Consider the following 15395-nt stretch of genomic DNA (forward strand, 5'->3'; position numbering starts at 1 on the left):
ACTACCTCGTTTCCCGGTCCGCGCCCAGCCTCTCGGCTTGGCGTCTCGGCTCCGGGTCGGTGTCCGTGTCGCTCTGACTTGAATAAAGTTACGTGTCTGCGTTCACGATGTCAAATCGCCTGGTCAATACGGGTTTTCGACGACCGGAGATCAACACCGCCTGCGGACAAGATCGTTCTGGACCGCGGACAAGATCAATCCGGCGCCCCGACCCGCTCCACCAAACCGCCCAATGCCTGCAGCTGCTCTACGAAATTGGGGTAACCGCGGTCGATATGGAAGACGTCGTGCACCTCGGTGGTGCCGTCGGCGACCAGACCCGCGAGCACCAGACCCGCGCCGGCCCGAATATCCGACGACCACACCGGCGCGCTGGAAAGCCGCGGAATACCGCGCACCACCGCGTGGTGACCGTCGGTGCGGGCGTCGGCGCCCAGCCGGATCATCTCCTCCACGAAACGGAACCGCGCCTCGAAGATGTTCTCGGTGATCATCGACGTGCCGTCCGCGATGGCGGCAAGGCCGATGGCCATCGGCTGCAAATCGGTCGGGAAACCGGGGAACGGCAGGGTCGAGAAGTTCACCGCGCGCGGACGCTCCGGCTGTACGACACGGAAGCCGTCCAGGTCGAAGGAGATTCGCGCGCCGGCCGAACGCAGCTTGTCCAGCACCAGTGAAAGGTGCTTCGGGTTCACGCCGGTGACGCGCACGTCGCCCATCGTCATGGACGCGGCGATCCCCCACGTCGCGGCGACGATGCGGTCGCCGATCACCCGGTGATCGGTCGGGCGCAGCCGCTTCACGCCTTGGATGGTGAGCACCGAGGTACCCGCGCCGCTGATCCGGGCGCCCATCTGCACCAGCATGTTGCACAGGTCGACGATGTCGGGCTCGCGCGCCGCGTTGTCGATGACCGTCTCGCCCTCGGCCAGCACCGCGGCCATGAGGATGTTCTCGGTGGCGCCGACCGAGGGGAAGTCCAGCCGGATCCGCGCGCCCTGCAGTTCGTCGGCGCGCGCGACGACGCAGCCGTGCTCGATCTCGCTCGTCGCGCCGAGCAGGCGCAGGCCTGCCTGGTGCATGTCGAGCGGACGGGAACCGATCGCGTCGCCGCCGGGCAGCGCGACCACCGCGCGCTTGCATCTGGCCATCAGCGGACCGAGCACGCACACCGAGGCGCGGAACTGCGTCACGGCGGGGAAGTCCGCGTGGTACTTCGGTTCCGCGGGCGTGGTGATGGTGACCACCGAACGGTCACCAGGTGCGTCGTCCGAGATGACGACCTCGCACCCCAGCCCGCGCAGCACCTCGGCCATCAGCGGCACATCGAGAATGTCGGGGCAGTTCGTGATCGTCGACGTGCCCTCGGCAAGCAGGGCTGCGGCCATCAGCTTGAGGACGCTGTTCTTAGCGCCTCCTACCGCGACCTCGCCGACGAGCCGATTGCCCCCGGTGACCAGAAACCGTTCGCTCACACTGGGTAGCTTATCCACCGTCGGCGATGCGCACGCGCGTGTACGCGATCCCGGTGTGCTCCGACACGATCCGAAGGGGCGATATCCCGGCTATTTCTTGCCGCCACCGGGCTGCCACAGAATGTCGCCCTCGGGATTGGTGTACCGGCTCAGGATGAAGAGCAGGTCCGAGAGCCGATTGAGGTACTTCGCCGGGAGAACGCTGGTGTCCTCGGGATGCGCCGCGACGGCCGCCCACGCGGAGCGTTCGGCGCGCCGGGCCACGGTGCGGGCGGTGTGCAGCAGCGCGGCGAGCGGAGTGCCGCCCGGCAGAATGAACGAATTCAGCGGCGCCAGTTCGGCATTGAACTCGTCACACCAGCCTTCCAGCCGGTCGATGTAGTCCTGGGTGATGCGCAGCGGCGGATACTTGGGTTCGGCCACCACGGGGGTGGAGAGGTCGGCGCCCGCGTCGAACAGATCGTTCTGGAGCTGGCGCAGCACCGTCAGAAGGTGCTCGTCCGGCGCGCCGAGGGCGATCGCGACCCCGATGGCCGCATTGGCTTCGTCGCAGTCCGCGTAGGCGACCAGGCGGGAATCGGTCTTCGACACACGCGAGAAATCGCTGAGCCCGGTGGTTCCGTCGTCACCGGTCCTGGTGTAGATCCGCGTCAGATGAACACTCACGACGCGTCCTCGCTGACGCTCGGCCACGTCGCGCGCGTTGGCACGCTGTGTCGATGAATCACTCGCTGACGCTCGCTCATGCGATTCTCCGCTCGCTATAGACCAGGCATACGGCGGGTGCGGTCCGACGGGCGGGATTCCACCCAGGACAGGAAGGCCGCGCGGGCGCCGCGGTCGAGCGCGAGTTCGTAGTTGCCCTCGGCGTCGGCCACCTCGGTGACGATGATTTCGTCGGTCATGATGTCGTATTCGTCGCCGCGGGGTCCGCGACGGTCACCGACCTCGATACCACGGCGCCGAATGGTGGCGTCCGGGCCCAGCTTGAGACTGGTGAGTTTGAAAAAGACGAGACGGTCCTCGTCGTAGCGAATGAGACCGTGCCGCCAGCCCTGGCCGCCGTTCGCGGGCAGCACACGCAGGATCGCGGCGGTCCCGCCGCGGCGCAGCATGATCAGTCGGTAGACGGAGATCAACGCCAATGCGACCAGCAGCAGCACCAGAATGATCAAGACAACCATCCCGGTTTGCAATGCTGTCCGTCCTTTCGCTCGGCATCCGCGTCACGAACCGCGGCGGATACCCATCCGTTGCGACATTCAAACACGAGTCTACAAACGGGTGAGCACCTGGGGCTGAATACCATTGTCGGCGGCGAAGATACCTTCGCCGCCGACAATGGGGATGTACACGACCCGTCAGGGTCTTCAGGCGTTCGCGACCTGCTCCACCGCGCGCACACGGGCCTGCGCCGCGCGCTGCTGTTCCTCGGTGGCGGACGTGTCGGCCAGCACCTTGCGTGCCTCCTCGACGTCCACCTCACCGGCGAACTCGGCGGACTCGGCCAGGACCCGCACCGTGGTGGCGGTGACCGAGAAGAAACCGCCGTGCACGGCGGCAACGATCCGCTCGCCATCGGTGGACACGATGTTCACGGTGCCGCCCTCGACCAGCTGGCCGAGGAGCGGCTCGTGGCCCGGCATGATGCCGATCTGGCCCTCGGTGGTCTGCGCGCTGACGAACGACGCCTGTCCGGACCAGAGCAGTCGCTCTACGGCGACGAGATCGACTGACATTTCTGCCATCGGTGACTACTTTCCGGCGATCTTCTTCGCGGCCGCCTCGACGTCGTCGAGACCACCGCAGGAGTTGAACGCCTGCTCCGGGTAGTGGTCGAACTCGCCCTTGCAGACCCGGTCGAAGTCGTCGATGGTCTGCTCCAGCGGCACGACCGAACCCACCTGACCGGTGAACTTCTCGGCCACGATGAAGTTCTGGCCGAGGAACTTCTCCAGACGACGGGCGCGGCCGACGAGGACCTTGTCCTCTTCGGAGAGCTCGTCCATACCGAGGATGGCGATGATGTCCTGCAGTTCCTTGTACTTCTGCAGGATCCGCTTCACCTCGTTGGCCACGGCGAAGTGCCGGTCGCCGACGATCGAGGCCTCCAGGATGCGGGAGGTCGAGGTCAGCGGGTCGACGGCCGGGTAGATGCCCTTCTGCGAGATCGGGCGGGAGAGCTCGGTCGTCGCGTCGAGGTGGGCGAAGGTGGTCGCCGGGGCCGGGTCGGTGTAGTCGTCGGCGGGCACGTAGATGGCCTGCAGCGAGGTGATCGACCGACCACGGGTCGAGGTGATGCGCTCCTGCAGCTCACCCATCTCGTCGGCCAGCGTGGGCTGGTAGCCGACGGCGGAGGGCATACGGCCGAGCAGGGTCGACACCTCGGAACCGGCCTGGGTGAACCGGAAGATGTTGTCGATGAAGAGCAGCACGTCCTGGTGCTGCACGTCGCGGAAGTACTCGGCCATGGTGAGGGCCGAGAGGGCGACGCGCATACGGGTGCCCGGCGGCTCGTCCATCTGACCGAAGACGAGGGCGGTGTCCTGGAGGACGCCCATCTCCTCCATCTCCAGGCGGAGGTCGGTGCCCTCACGGGTGCGCTCACCGACGCCCGCGAACACGGAGGTGCCGGAGAACTCACGCGCGATACGGGTGATCATCTCCTGGATCAGAACGGTCTTGCCGACACCGGCACCACCGAACAGACCGATCTTGCCGCCCTTCACGTACGGGGTCAGCAGGTCGATGACCTTGATGCCGGTCTCGAGGATCTCGGTCTTGCCCTCGAGCTGGTCGAAGCTCGGCGGCTTGCGGTGGATGCCCCACTGCTCGCCGTCGCGGCCGGTGCCCGGCGCGTCGAGGCAGTCGCCGAGGGCGTTGAAGACGTGGCCCTTGACGACGTCACCGACGGGCACCGAGATCGGCTTGCCGGTGTCGGTGACGGTCGCGCCGCGGACCAGGCCGTCGGTCGGCTGCATCGAGATGGTGCGCACGATGTTGTCGCCGAGGTGCTGGGCGACCTCGAGGGTCAGGGTCTTGGCCACCGACGCGAGCTTGATGTCGGCGTTCAGAGCGTTGAAAAGCTCGGGGATCGCGCCACGCGGGAACTCGACGTCCACGACGGGGCCGATGACCCGGACGACGCGGCCTGCGGCGGCGCCGGTCCGGCTCGTGTTGTCTTGAGTGACAGCTGCGGTCATTTGGATTGGTTCTCTTCCTGCGCTTCTAGTCGCGGTCCGAGCTCGACGCCAGCGCGTTCACGCCGCCGACGATTTCGCTGATTTCCTGCGTGATCTGGGCCTGCCGCACCGAGTTCGCCTCGCGCTGAAGCACGCTGGCGAGTTCGTTGGCGTTGTCGGTGGCCGCCTTCATTGCGGTGCGCCGAGCCGCGGACTCGGATGCCGCTGCCTCGAGCAACGACGCGTAGATACGCGTGTTCACGTACTTCGGCAGCAGCGCCGCCAGTAGTACATCAGCGTCGGGCTCGAATTCGTACTGCGCCTGCGGTTCGGCGGTGGGCGAATCGGAGAACGAGTCCGCGCCCATGTCGAAGTTCTCGTCGACGAAGCTCACCTGGATAGGCGCCAGCCGGCGCACCTCCGGGGTCTGCGTCAACATCGACACGAACCGCGTGTACACGATGTGCAGCTCGTCGACGCCCTCGATGTCGCCGGTCCCGTGGGGATGCGGCACCTGGCCTTCCGAGCCCGCCATGAACGCGTCGACCAGGTGGTGGCAGGCCGCCGAGGCGTCGGTGTACTTCGGCTGCTGCGAGAAACCGGTCCACGACGAGACCAGCGGGCGGTTACGGAAGGTGTAGTACGTCAGGCCCTTGTTGCCCATCACGTACAGCACCGGCTCCTTGCCCTCGCCGCGCAGGGTGGTCATCAGCTCTTCGGCGCGCTTGAGCACGTTGGAGTTGTAGCCACCGCACATGCCGCTGTCACTGGTGATCACCAGCACGGCGGCGCGACGCGGGTTGGGGCGCTCGGTCAGCAGCGGGTGGGAGAGGTTCTTCGACGCGCTCGCGAGCTCGGCGAGAACCTTGGTGATCTCCTCCGCGTACGGCTTGGCGGCCGCGACCCTGGCCTGGGCCTTGGAGATTCGCGAGGTCGCGATCAGCTCTTGGGCCTTGGTGATCTTCTTGATCGAATTCACACCACGAATGCGGGAGCGCAATTCACGCAAGCTTGCCACGGTTCACACTCCCTTCATTCGCCAGATTCCAATAGCGCATTGCTCGCCCGATTACTTCTCGACGTGCTTGCGGGTGACGGACAGCGACTCGACCTCTTCGTGGTCCAGCTCGCCCGCCTCCGCCTCGTTCACCACACGGCTGCCGTCGGAGGCGAGGAAGCCCTGCTTGAACTTGTCGGTGGCCGCCTTGATGGCGTCGCCGTTCTCGGCGTCGAGGACCTTGCCGCCCTCGATCGACTTGAACGCGTCGGCCGCGCTGCGGTGCAGGTCCTCGATCAGCTCCACGTTGAAGCGGCGGATGTCGGCGACCGGAACCGAGTCGTAGTAACCGGCGTCGACCAGGAAGATCGACACGATCTGGTCTTCGACCGCGACCGGGGAGTACTGGTCCTGCTTGAGCAGCTCCACCCAGCGGGCGCCGCGCTCGAGCTGCGCCAGCGAGGCGGCGTCGAGGTCGGAGGCGAAGGCGGAGAACGCCTCCAGCTCGCGGTACTGCGCCATTTCCAGACGCAGCGAACCGGCGACCTTCTTCATGCCCTTGGTCTGGGCGGCGCCACCGACACGGGAGACCGAGGTACCGACGTTGATCGCCGGGCGGACACCCTTGTTGAACAGGTCGGACTCGAGGAAGACCTGGCCGTCGGTGATGGAGATGACGTTGGTCGGGATGAACGCCGAGACGTCGTTGGCCTTGGTCTCGATGATCGGCAGACCGGTCATCGAGCCGGCGCCCATCTCGTCGGAGAGCTTGGCGCAACGCTCGAGCAGACGGGAGTGCAGGTAGAAGACGTCACCCGGGTACGCCTCGCGGCCCGGCGGGCGACGCAGCAGCAGCGAGATGGCGCGGTAGGCCTCGGCCTGCTTGGTCAGGTCGTCGAACACGATCAGGACGTGCTTGCCCTGGTACATCCAGTGCTGGCCGATGGCCGAGCCGGTGTAGGGGGCCAGCCACTTGAAGCCGGCGGAGTCGGAGGCCGGGGCCGCGACGATGGTGGTGTACTCCATCGCGCCGTGCTGCTCCAGCGCGGCCTTCACGCCCGCGATGGTGGAACCCTTCTGGCCGATGGCGACGTAGATGCAGCGCATCTGCTTGGTGGGGTCGCCGGACTCCCAGTTGGCCTTCTGGTTCAGGATCGCGTCGATGCAGACGGCGGTCTTGCCGGTCTTGCGGTCGCCGATGATCAGCTGACGCTGGCCGCGGCCGATCGCGGTCAGGGCGTCGATGGCGGTGATGCCGGTGGCCATCGGCTCCTCGACCGGCTGGCGCTCCAGCACGGACGCGGCCTGCAGCTCCAGCACACGACGCTCGTCGGCCTCGATCTCGCCGAGGCCGTCGATCGGCTGACCGAGCGGGTTCACCACGCGGCCGAGGAACTTGTCGCCGACGGGAACCGAGAGCACGTCACCGGTGCGGCGGACCTGCTGGCCCTCTTCGATCTCGGCGAACTCGCCGAGGATGACCGCACCGATCTCGCGGTCCTCGAGGTTCAGCGCCACGCCGAGCACGCCGCCCGGGAACTCGAGCAGCTCGTTGGCCATAGCCGAGGGCAGGCCGCTGACGTGCGCGATGCCGTCGCTGGTGTCGGTGACGACACCGACTTCTTCGATGGACGTCTGGGGGGTGTAGCTCTGGGTGTAGCTCTCGATCGCGCTACGGATCTCGTCGGAGGAGATCGTCAGCTCCGCCATGTTCTTCCTGCTCTCGCTGTAAGGGTCTCGAATGTCGGTGGTTGGCGCCGGGGCCGGCTGAGCCGGGCTACGCCAGTTCGCGGCGCAGCCGCTCCAGTCGGCCGGTGGCGCTGCCGTCGATCACGTCGTCACCGACGCGCACGACCAGCCCGCTCAGCAGGCTCTGGTCGACCTGCACGTGCACCGTGATCGGCTTGCCGTAGATGCGCTGCAGAGAGGCGGCCAGCCGCTCCCGCTGCTGCGGCGTCAGGGCGATCGCGGCACTCACGTGCGCGACGATCTGGTCACGCCGGGCGGCGGCCAGGTCGGACAACTCGTCGAAGGCCACGCCGATGCCGTTGCGCTGCCGGGCCACCGCCTGCTCCGCGAGGGTCACGGTGATGGACTCGGCCTTGCCGGACAGCAGGCCGGCGACCAGCTCGCGCTTGGCCGACGCCGGCTTGCCGCGGTCCGAAAGAGCCTGGTCCAGCTCGGGGTTGTCGGCCACGATGCGGCCGAGCCGGAACAGCTCGTCCTCGACCGCGTCGAGCCTGCCGCTGTCGGCGGCCGACTCCAGCAGAGCCTCCTGCCCGAGCAGCACCAGAGTGTCGACCAGGTCGGAGGTCCGCGACCAGTCCTGGGCCACCGCGGTGGTCAGCACCGCCAGGGTGGCAGGGCTGACCTTGCCGCCGAAGACCCGCTCGCTCAGCTCGGCGCGCACCGAACCGGGCACCGACACGTCCGCGAGCGCAACACGCAGCGAACGCTGGTCGTCCAGAACGGCGACAGCGGCGAACAGTTCCGAGCCCGTCGTGGCGGCAACACTGTCGCTTCCGGTCAGAGCGGCCCGAAGCGCCTCCCGGGACCGGGAGCTGGCCTCGCGGCTCGCTGCGTACATGCTTCTCACTTTCGCTGTATCCAATCTCGTCTGGACGGGACGGCCTGCGTGGTTACGCTCCGCTTCCGCCTCCGGCCGTTGACCCGCTCAGACATGGTTACCTTCCGACCCCGATACCGGCGTCGGTCTCGTCGAGTTCGCTCAGGAACTTCTCGATCGAGGCCGCCTGCTTGGCTTCGTCCGAAACCGACTGACCGATGATCTTCTCGGCCAGGTCGACGGCCGTGCGGCCGACTTCGGAGCGCAGTTCGGTGAGGATCTGCTGGCGCTGGGCTTCCAGCTGGGCGTGGCCCGAGGCCACGATGCGGTCGCTTTCGGCCTGGGCCTCCGAGCGCATCTGCGCAAGGATCTGCTGGCCCTGGGTGCGCGCGTCCTCACGGATGCGCGCGGCCTCGAGGCGGGCGTCGGCCAGCTGCTGCTGATACTGCTGCAGCGTGAGCTGTGCCTCTTCCTGCGCGGCCTCGGCCTTGGCGATACCGCCTTCGATCTTGTCGGCACGCTCGTCGAGCACCTTGGTCAGGCGCGGGATGACGTACTTGTAGAACAGCACCGCGATGATCGCGACGCAGACCACCGACCAGACGATGTCGTACGTTTCGGGGACGAGAGGATTCACATCCTCTCCGCCCTCTGCTGCGAGTACTGCGAACTCGTACATCGGAATCAGAAGATGAAGCCGGCGACGAGGCCGATCAGGGCCAGCGCCTCGGTGAACGCGATACCGAGGAACATGTTGGTACGGATCGTGCCCTGCAGCTCGGGCTGACGGGCGATACCCTCGATCGCCTTACCGACGACGATGCCGACGCCGATGCCCGGGCCGATGGCGGCCAGGCCGTAGCCGACGGCGCCGAGGCCCTTCAGAGTCGACTCGGTGGCAGCTTCCTGGGCCAGGTACGAGAGGCTCATGAGTCTTCTTTCCCTTTCTGTTGCTCACCCGCCGGTTGGCGCGGTGTAGCAGGTCTTCAGTGATTGGTAATGCGGTCAGTGAGAATCTGCGTGCTCGGCGAGGCCGATGTACACGGCGGTCAGCAGCGCGAACACGTAGGCCTGCAGGAAGATGACCAGCATCTCGAACAGCGTGAACCCGAGTCCCGCCAGCAGCGAGAACGGCGAGAACACCTTCATCCACGCGGCGGCGTCGAACAGGAAGAACCAGGTCGCGCTGAAGAACAGCACCAGCATGATGTGGCCGGCCAGCATGTTCGCCATGAGTCGGACGGTCAGCGTGAACGGACGCAGGATGAAGGTCGAGACGAACTCGATCGGAATCAGCAGGACGTGCAGGGCTGGCGGCACGTTCGGCACCACGATGCTGCTGCGCAGGTAGGTGAAGAACCCGTACTTCTTGATGCCCACGTAGTTGAACGCGATGTAGGCGATCGCGGCCAGCACCAGCGGCATGCCGATTCGCGCGTTCGAGGAGATGTTCAATCCCGGAATGATGCCGGAGAAGTTCAGAAAGAGGACCGTGAAGAAGATCGTCGCGATGAGCGGGAAGAACTTGCGTCCGGTTTCCTTGCCGAGGACCTCTTCGGAGATCTGCTCCTTGACGAAGACCAACCCGATTTCGGCGACATTCTGTAGGCCGCGCGGAATGATTCGGGGACTCCGGAATGCCAGCAGCATGACAGCGACCAGCACTGCGGTCATCAGCAGCCGGACCAGCATCAAACGATCGAGTTCGAACGGCGTTCCCTCGAACAGCACAGCTGGAGGGAAGAAGTCGGTTAGCGACGGCGCGTGGAACTCACCCGACGCCAAAGTGGTGACGCTCAGCGTTCTCTCCCGTGTTCGGGCCGCGGGTACGGTCATTCCCGCGGTTCGATCGGACATTGACGATCAATTTGGGTCGACTCAGGTCGGCTCGAAGTTCGTCAGCAGCTGCGCGGCAATACCGCTCGGGCGGCGTCTGTACGTGTGTCGGCGACATCGTCGACATGCAGAACCGGAACCCTCGGAGCCCGGCACGGCAGTAAGCATAGCGGTACTCGGAGGGATCGTGGGGATCCCCCCTCGCTTGGTCGCTTGCTTACCAACACTTTACCAAGTTATCTACGACGCTGTGTAGGGGGGTGAGTCAATCCTGTTCGGGAGCCGGATCCGGGTCGCCCGCGGTGGTCGAGACATACGGAACCTTCTGTCGCAGAACGCCGTACGTCTCCGCGCCGAGCACGATGAGCAGGGAACCGATGACGGTCAGGAACAGCGCCATCCGGTTGTAGAAATCGAACTGGTTCAGCACCGCGACGGCGATGAGCACCAGCAGCACCTTGCCTGCCCAGCTGGCCAGCATGACCAGGCCCGCCGTGCTCGGCGGCAGCTTCGCGCCGAACAGCACCACAGCCGCGGTGGTGAGGATGAACACGCCGCCGATGGCCGCGCCGAGCAGCGCACCCCACAACCCGGGCAGCCCGGCGACAGCGGTCGCGATCGAGGCGCTCAGTACCACCAGTACCGCCAGCCCGATCAGGCCGTAGCGCAGCGCCGACTTCAGCGGCGCGTCGGGACCGGGGACCGGGTTCGGAGTAAAGCTCACGGGTGCGACTTTACTCAGCAGCCTGATGATCGGCCGCAGACTCCCCGCGCCGCAGCCCCGGAATGGCGGTCACCACGAGCGCGAAGACGAGGCCCGCCGCCATCAGCAGAACCACGATTCTGCGGTCCATCAAGGAGGTGCCGACGGCGCCGAATGCAAGCACACCGACCCACAAATAGATCAACAGCACCACGCGCCGGTGGGAATGGCCGATCTGCAGCAAACGGTGATGCAAGTGCATTTTGTCCGGGGTGGAAAAACTCACTCCGGCGCGCACTCTGCGCACGATCGCCAGCAGCAGATCCAGCACCGGAATGAACATCACGGCGCCCACCAACAGCAGCGGCGAAAGCAGACCCACGATGTCGCGCGGACCATAGCCTTGCAGCGGAATTCGGCCCGACGCGCCGGTGGAAACCGAGGCCAGCATCAGGCCGATCAGCATCGATCCGGAGTCGCCCATGAATATCTGCGCCGGCTGGAAATTGTGCGGCAGAAATCCCGCGCACGCACCCGCGAGCGCCGCCGCGAGGAGGGCGGGCGGATAGGTGTTCACGTCGCCGCCCTGCTCGTAGAGCAACCCCACGGAGAACACGAAAACCGCCGCCGCGCAGATGAAGCCGAGCCCCGCCGCGAGGCCATCCAGGCCGTCGACGAAGTTCATGGCGTTGATCAGCGTCACAGCCACCGCCACGGTCACCAGACCGCCCTGCAAGGCGTCCAGCACCACCGTGGAATTGTTGAACGGGTTGTAGATGACGTACCAGCTCAGGCCCATCACGGCCATGACGCCTGCCGCCGTCACCTGTCCCGCGAATTTGGTGAGCGCGTCGAGTCCCCAGCGGTCGTCGACGATGCCGACGATCACGATGATGGTGGCCGCCACCAGCACCGCGGGAATGTCGATCGCGTAGTCGAAGCCGCGGCGCAGCGCGGGCAACTGGTGCGCGAAGAGCACCGCCGCCACCACGCCGATGTACATGCCGACACCGCCCATCCGCGGGATCGGCTTGACGTGCACGTCCCGCTCGCGCGGCACCGCGACCGCGCCGAACGAGATCGCGAGCAGCCGGATGCCGCCGGTGGCGAGGAAGGTCACCGTGGCCGAGATCAACAGGACGAGCAAGAGCTCGCGCAGCGGAACGACCGAGCCGGAGCCGGAAATCATGCGACCTTTCTCCCGCTCACCGCGCGGGGGTGTTGGTCAGCTCGTCCGGCGACATGCCGAGCACCTCGGCGATCTCGGCCACCGGGACCGCGCCCTCGCGCAGCACGCGCGGCTGGTCCGCGGTGAGATCCACGATGGTGGAGGCGACCGCGTGCGCGGCGGGGCCGCCGTCGAGGTACACGCCGACCAGGCTGCCGAGCTGCTCACGCGCTTCGGCGGCGGTCTTCGCCGGCGGCTGACCGGAGACGTTGGCGCTGGACACGGCCAGCGGGCCCACCTCGCGCAGCAGATCGAGCGCGACGGGGTGCAGCGGCATCCGCAGCATCACCGTGCCGCGCGTGTCACCGAGATCCCACGCCAGCGAAGGCGCTTGCTGCACAACGAGACTCAGACCACCCGGCCAGAACGCACGGATCAGCTCGCGCGCCTGCGGGCGCACCGAGAAGACCAGTCCGTCGATGGTGTGCCACGACCCGACCAGCACCGGCACCGGCATGTCCCTGCCGCGGCGCTTGGCCGCCAGCAGCTCGCTCACCGCGGTGGCATCGAAAGCATCGGCCGCCAAGCCGTACAACGTGTCGGTGGGCATCACCACCAGCCGCCCGGATTTCAAGGCGCTGGTCGCGGCGGACAGTCCGGCGGCGCGCGAGTCGGGATCCGCGCAGTCGTAGACGGTACTCACGGCCCCCATCCTGGCACATGGGGCAGGTGGGGCATCAGGTGCGGGTGGCGACGACGAAGCGGGGTTTGCCTGCAAGGTCGGGGTGTTCGACGACGTCGGCGAAATCGCCGGTGTCCGCGAGGAGCGTGGCGAGGGCGGAGCCGTTGGTGTCGTCGTGCTCGATGGCGGTCGCGCCGCTCGGACGCAGCAGGCGAGTGATGTTGGGCACCATCCGCCGGACGACGTCCAACCCGTCGGGACCACCGAACAGCGCCAGGTGCGGGTCGTGGTCGGCGACCTCGGGGTCGAGCACCGCGCCTTCGGGGATGTAGGGCGGGTTGGACAGCAGCAGGTCGACGCGGCCGTTCAGCTCGGTGAGCAGGTCCGGATCGGTGACATCGTCGGCGTAGAGGGTGATCGGGGTGTCGCCGTCGGCGATCCGGTCGTCGGCATTGCGGCGAGCCCATTGCAGGGCCGCGGGATCGATCTCGATCGCGTGCACCTGTGCGTCGGGCCGCGCGTGCGCCACCGCCAGCGCGAGCGCTCCCGAACCCGCGCAGAAATCGATGACGATCGGCTGATGATCGTGCGGCAGCGCTTCCAAATACGCCAGCGCCCAAGCGAAGAGCAACTCGGTCTCCGGCCGCGGCACGAAGACGCCAGGGCCGACCGCGAGATCGATCTCCCCCATCGGCGCGACGCCAGTCAGATGCTGCAACGGAATGCGCTGGGCGCGCCGGTCGACCAGCGCGCGATAGTCCGCGACGAGCACCGGATCCACCAGCGGCACCAAGGCCAAACGAGTCCGCTCGACCCCGAGCAGATGCGCGGCGAGCTGCTCGGCATCCGCCCGCGGACTCGGCACACCCGCGGCCTGCAATTGTTCGACGGCTTCATTGATCACTGAACGCAGAGACACGCGACCCACCACCCCACTCTCGCCGATTTCGGATGCGCCCATTGTTCACTTCCCGGAATCGGTACTTCGGACGCCACACAGAGCCGGTACGGAACTGTGTGCGGCTTATTCGGCCGCCATGCGGGCCTCGCGGTCGGCCTTGCCGAGTGCGTCGAGGAGGGCGTCGAGGTCGCCGTCGAGGACCGCGTCGAGGTTGTGGGATTTGAAGCCGATGCGGTGATCGGTGATCCGGTTCTCCGGGAAGTTGTAGGTGCGGATGCGTTCGGAACGGTCCACGGTGCGGATCTGGCTGGCGCGACCGGCCGCGGCCTCCTGGTCGGCCTGCTCCTCGGCGAGCGCCTGGAGGCGCGCCGCGAGCACCTGCATGGCGCGGGCCTTGTTCTGCAGCTGGGAGCGTTCGTTCTGGCAGGTCACGACGATGCCGGAGGGCAGGTGCGTGATGCGAACGGCCGAGTCGGTGGTGTTCACGCCCTGGCCACCCTTGCCGGACGAGCGATAGACGTCGACGCGCAGATCGGACTCGTCGATCTGCACCTCCTCGACCTCGTCGGGCTCCGGGTAGATGAGCACGCCCGCGGCCGAGGTGTGAATGCGTCCCTGCGATTCGGTCACCGGTACGCGCTGCACCCGGTGCACGCCGCCCTCGAACTTGAACCGGGACCACACGCCGTCGCGCACCGCGTCGCGGCTCTTGATGGACAGCGTGGCGTCCTTGTATCCGCCGAGGTCGGAGACGGTGGCGCCGAGCACCTCGACCTTCCAGCCGTGCCGCTCGGCGTAACGGATGTACATGCGGGCCAGGTCCGCGGCGAACAGCGCGGACTCCTCGCCGCCCTCGCCGGACTTCACCTCGAGCACGACGTCGTCGCCGTCGTGCGGGTCGCGCGGGGCGAGCAGGTCGGCCAGCGCCTGTTCGAGTTCTTCCACCTCGCGCCGCAGATCGGGGATCTCGGCGGCGAAGGCTGGGTCGTCATCGGCCAGTTCCTGCGCGGCGGCCAGATCGTCCTGCGCGGTCTTCAGCTTGTTGTAGGTGCCCATGATCGGGGCCAGTTCGGCGAATCGCTTGCCCACGCGGCGCGCGGCGCCCGGATCGTTGTGCAGCGCCGGATCGGCCAGCTGCGTTTCCAGTCCCGCGTGCTCGGCCAGAATGTCGTCGATCGCGGACGGCTGCGTCATGATGCTTCCTTCTCTCGGTTCCCGGGCGGCGCCGGGTCGGCATTTCTCGTCATCCGGCGCTCGACGCACCGGGGCCAACAAATGCGCCGACGCCCGGCCTGCAGTGCAGAACCGGGCGTCGGCGAGGAAGCTAGTTGGCGTCGGCCTTCTTGCCCGCACGCTTGCCGTAGCGCGCCTCGAAGCGAGCCACGCGACCACCGGTGTCCAGGATCTTCTGCTTGCCGGTGTAGAAGGGGTGGCACTGCGAGCAGACCTCGACGGTGATGTGTCCCGACTCCTTGGTGCTGCGGGTCTGGAACGTGTTGCCGCAACCACAGACCACCGTGGTGTCGACATACGTCGGGTGGATTCCTGCCTTCATGGATGGTGTCCTCTCGATAGTGGTCGCCGGGTCGCCACGGGGACGTGAACCGGAACCGCTGGTTCCAAACTCTGCTTCGCAGAGGTCGGCGGGATTGCCTGCAGGACGCAGACGCACAGCGGTCCAGTATGCCAGAACCGCTACTACGCACCCAAAACACATCAGGCAACCATTTTGTTCCCTGTTTCGTGTATCTAAGACAACCCGTTGAAATATTGACTGAACGCCCTGCGCTCACGACCACGAGCCCAGCGCCACGCGCTCAACAAACCCAGCGCCACGCGCTCAACGAACCCAGCGCAACGCGCTCACGACGACGCGGAACGCATC

17 protein-coding genes are annotated in these 15395 nt (G+C 66.8%); all 17 read right to left on the bottom strand.

All coding sequences use genetic code 11. The features are described 5' to 3' along the window. Positions 1-194 precede the first annotated feature (194 nt). The 17 genes from murA to rpmE all read right to left on the bottom strand — a co-directional run bounded on the left by murA (position 195) and on the right by rpmE (position 15065). The gene (gene murA, locus AC3EO7_RS34705) at positions 195-1475 is read right to left on the bottom strand and encodes a UDP-N-acetylglucosamine 1-carboxyvinyltransferase (protein WP_141807119.1); all 1281 of its coding nucleotides are present in this window, start codon (positions 1473-1475) and stop codon (positions 195-197) included. A 90-nt stretch (positions 1476-1565) separates the two neighbouring features. Continuing rightward, on the bottom strand, positions 1566-2141 hold the full coding sequence (locus AC3EO7_RS34710) for a cob(I)yrinic acid a,c-diamide adenosyltransferase (RefSeq protein WP_431972296.1): 576 nt from the start codon (positions 2139-2141) through the stop codon (positions 1566-1568). 95 nt (positions 2142-2236) lie between these two features. Beyond that, positions 2237-2659 (bottom strand): DUF2550 domain-containing protein, encoded by a 423-nt coding sequence (locus tag AC3EO7_RS34715; protein ID WP_431972295.1) that lies wholly within the window; start codon positions 2657-2659, stop codon positions 2237-2239. Between the two features lie 186 nt (positions 2660-2845). Beyond that, on the bottom strand, positions 2846-3223 hold the full coding sequence (locus tag AC3EO7_RS34720; RefSeq protein WP_431972294.1) for a F0F1 ATP synthase subunit epsilon: 378 nt from the start codon (positions 3221-3223) through the stop codon (positions 2846-2848). Positions 3224-3229: 6 nt separating this feature from the next. Further along, on the bottom strand, positions 3230-4678 hold the full coding sequence (gene atpD / locus AC3EO7_RS34725; RefSeq protein WP_357407918.1) for a F0F1 ATP synthase subunit beta: 1449 nt from the start codon (positions 4676-4678) through the stop codon (positions 3230-3232). A gap of 25 nt (positions 4679-4703) precedes the next feature. Further along, positions 4704-5675: a F0F1 ATP synthase subunit gamma gene (locus AC3EO7_RS34730; RefSeq protein WP_431972293.1), complete on the bottom strand. Its 972-nt coding sequence runs from the start codon at positions 5673-5675 to the stop codon at positions 4704-4706. 51 nt (positions 5676-5726) lie between these two features. Further along, positions 5727-7364 (bottom strand): F0F1 ATP synthase subunit alpha, encoded by a 1638-nt coding sequence (gene atpA, locus AC3EO7_RS34735; RefSeq protein ID WP_431972292.1) that lies wholly within the window; start codon positions 7362-7364, stop codon positions 5727-5729. Positions 7365-7431: 67 nt separating this feature from the next. Beyond that, complete coding sequence (locus tag AC3EO7_RS34740) at positions 7432-8241, bottom strand: F0F1 ATP synthase subunit delta (protein WP_431972291.1); 810 nt, start codon at positions 8239-8241, stop codon at positions 7432-7434. A 97-nt stretch (positions 8242-8338) separates the two neighbouring features. Continuing rightward, entirely contained in the window at positions 8339-8899 is a 561-nt protein-coding gene (locus AC3EO7_RS34745) for a F0F1 ATP synthase subunit B (protein ID WP_431972290.1), read from the bottom strand. Positions 8900-8904: 5 nt separating this feature from the next. Continuing rightward, on the bottom strand, positions 8905-9150 hold the full coding sequence (locus AC3EO7_RS34750) for an ATP synthase F0 subunit C (RefSeq protein ID WP_067844703.1): 246 nt from the start codon (positions 9148-9150) through the stop codon (positions 8905-8907). A 75-nt stretch (positions 9151-9225) separates the two neighbouring features. Further along, positions 9226-10056: a F0F1 ATP synthase subunit A gene (atpB, locus tag AC3EO7_RS34755; protein ID WP_488186315.1), complete on the bottom strand. Its 831-nt coding sequence runs from the start codon at positions 10054-10056 to the stop codon at positions 9226-9228. A 265-nt stretch (positions 10057-10321) separates the two neighbouring features. Continuing rightward, the gene (locus AC3EO7_RS34760; RefSeq protein ID WP_431972288.1) at positions 10322-10780 is read right to left on the bottom strand and encodes a Cg1360 family ATP-synthase-associated protein; all 459 of its coding nucleotides are present in this window, start codon (positions 10778-10780) and stop codon (positions 10322-10324) included. A gap of 10 nt (positions 10781-10790) precedes the next feature. Beyond that, the gene (locus AC3EO7_RS34765; RefSeq protein ID WP_431972287.1) at positions 10791-11948 is read right to left on the bottom strand and encodes a glycosyltransferase family 4 protein; all 1158 of its coding nucleotides are present in this window, start codon (positions 11946-11948) and stop codon (positions 10791-10793) included. A 16-nt stretch (positions 11949-11964) separates the two neighbouring features. Beyond that, entirely contained in the window at positions 11965-12630 is a 666-nt protein-coding gene (locus AC3EO7_RS34770) for an L-threonylcarbamoyladenylate synthase (protein WP_431972286.1), read from the bottom strand. A gap of 34 nt (positions 12631-12664) precedes the next feature. After that, positions 12665-13537 carry a peptide chain release factor N(5)-glutamine methyltransferase gene (gene prmC, locus AC3EO7_RS34775; RefSeq protein ID WP_435593499.1) on the bottom strand — a complete coding sequence of 291 codons (873 nt, stop codon included), beginning with the start codon at positions 13535-13537 and terminating at the stop codon, positions 12665-12667. Positions 13538-13633: 96 nt separating this feature from the next. Then, complete coding sequence (gene prfA / locus AC3EO7_RS34780) at positions 13634-14704, bottom strand: peptide chain release factor 1 (RefSeq protein ID WP_431972284.1); 1071 nt, start codon at positions 14702-14704, stop codon at positions 13634-13636. A gap of 130 nt (positions 14705-14834) precedes the next feature. Then, positions 14835-15065, bottom strand: coding sequence for a 50S ribosomal protein L31 (gene rpmE, locus AC3EO7_RS34785; protein ID WP_431972283.1), 231 nt, complete (start codon positions 15063-15065; stop codon positions 14835-14837). Positions 15066-15395: the final 330 nt, after the last annotated feature.

It is taken from the genome of Nocardia sp. bgisy118, assembly GCF_057708605.1.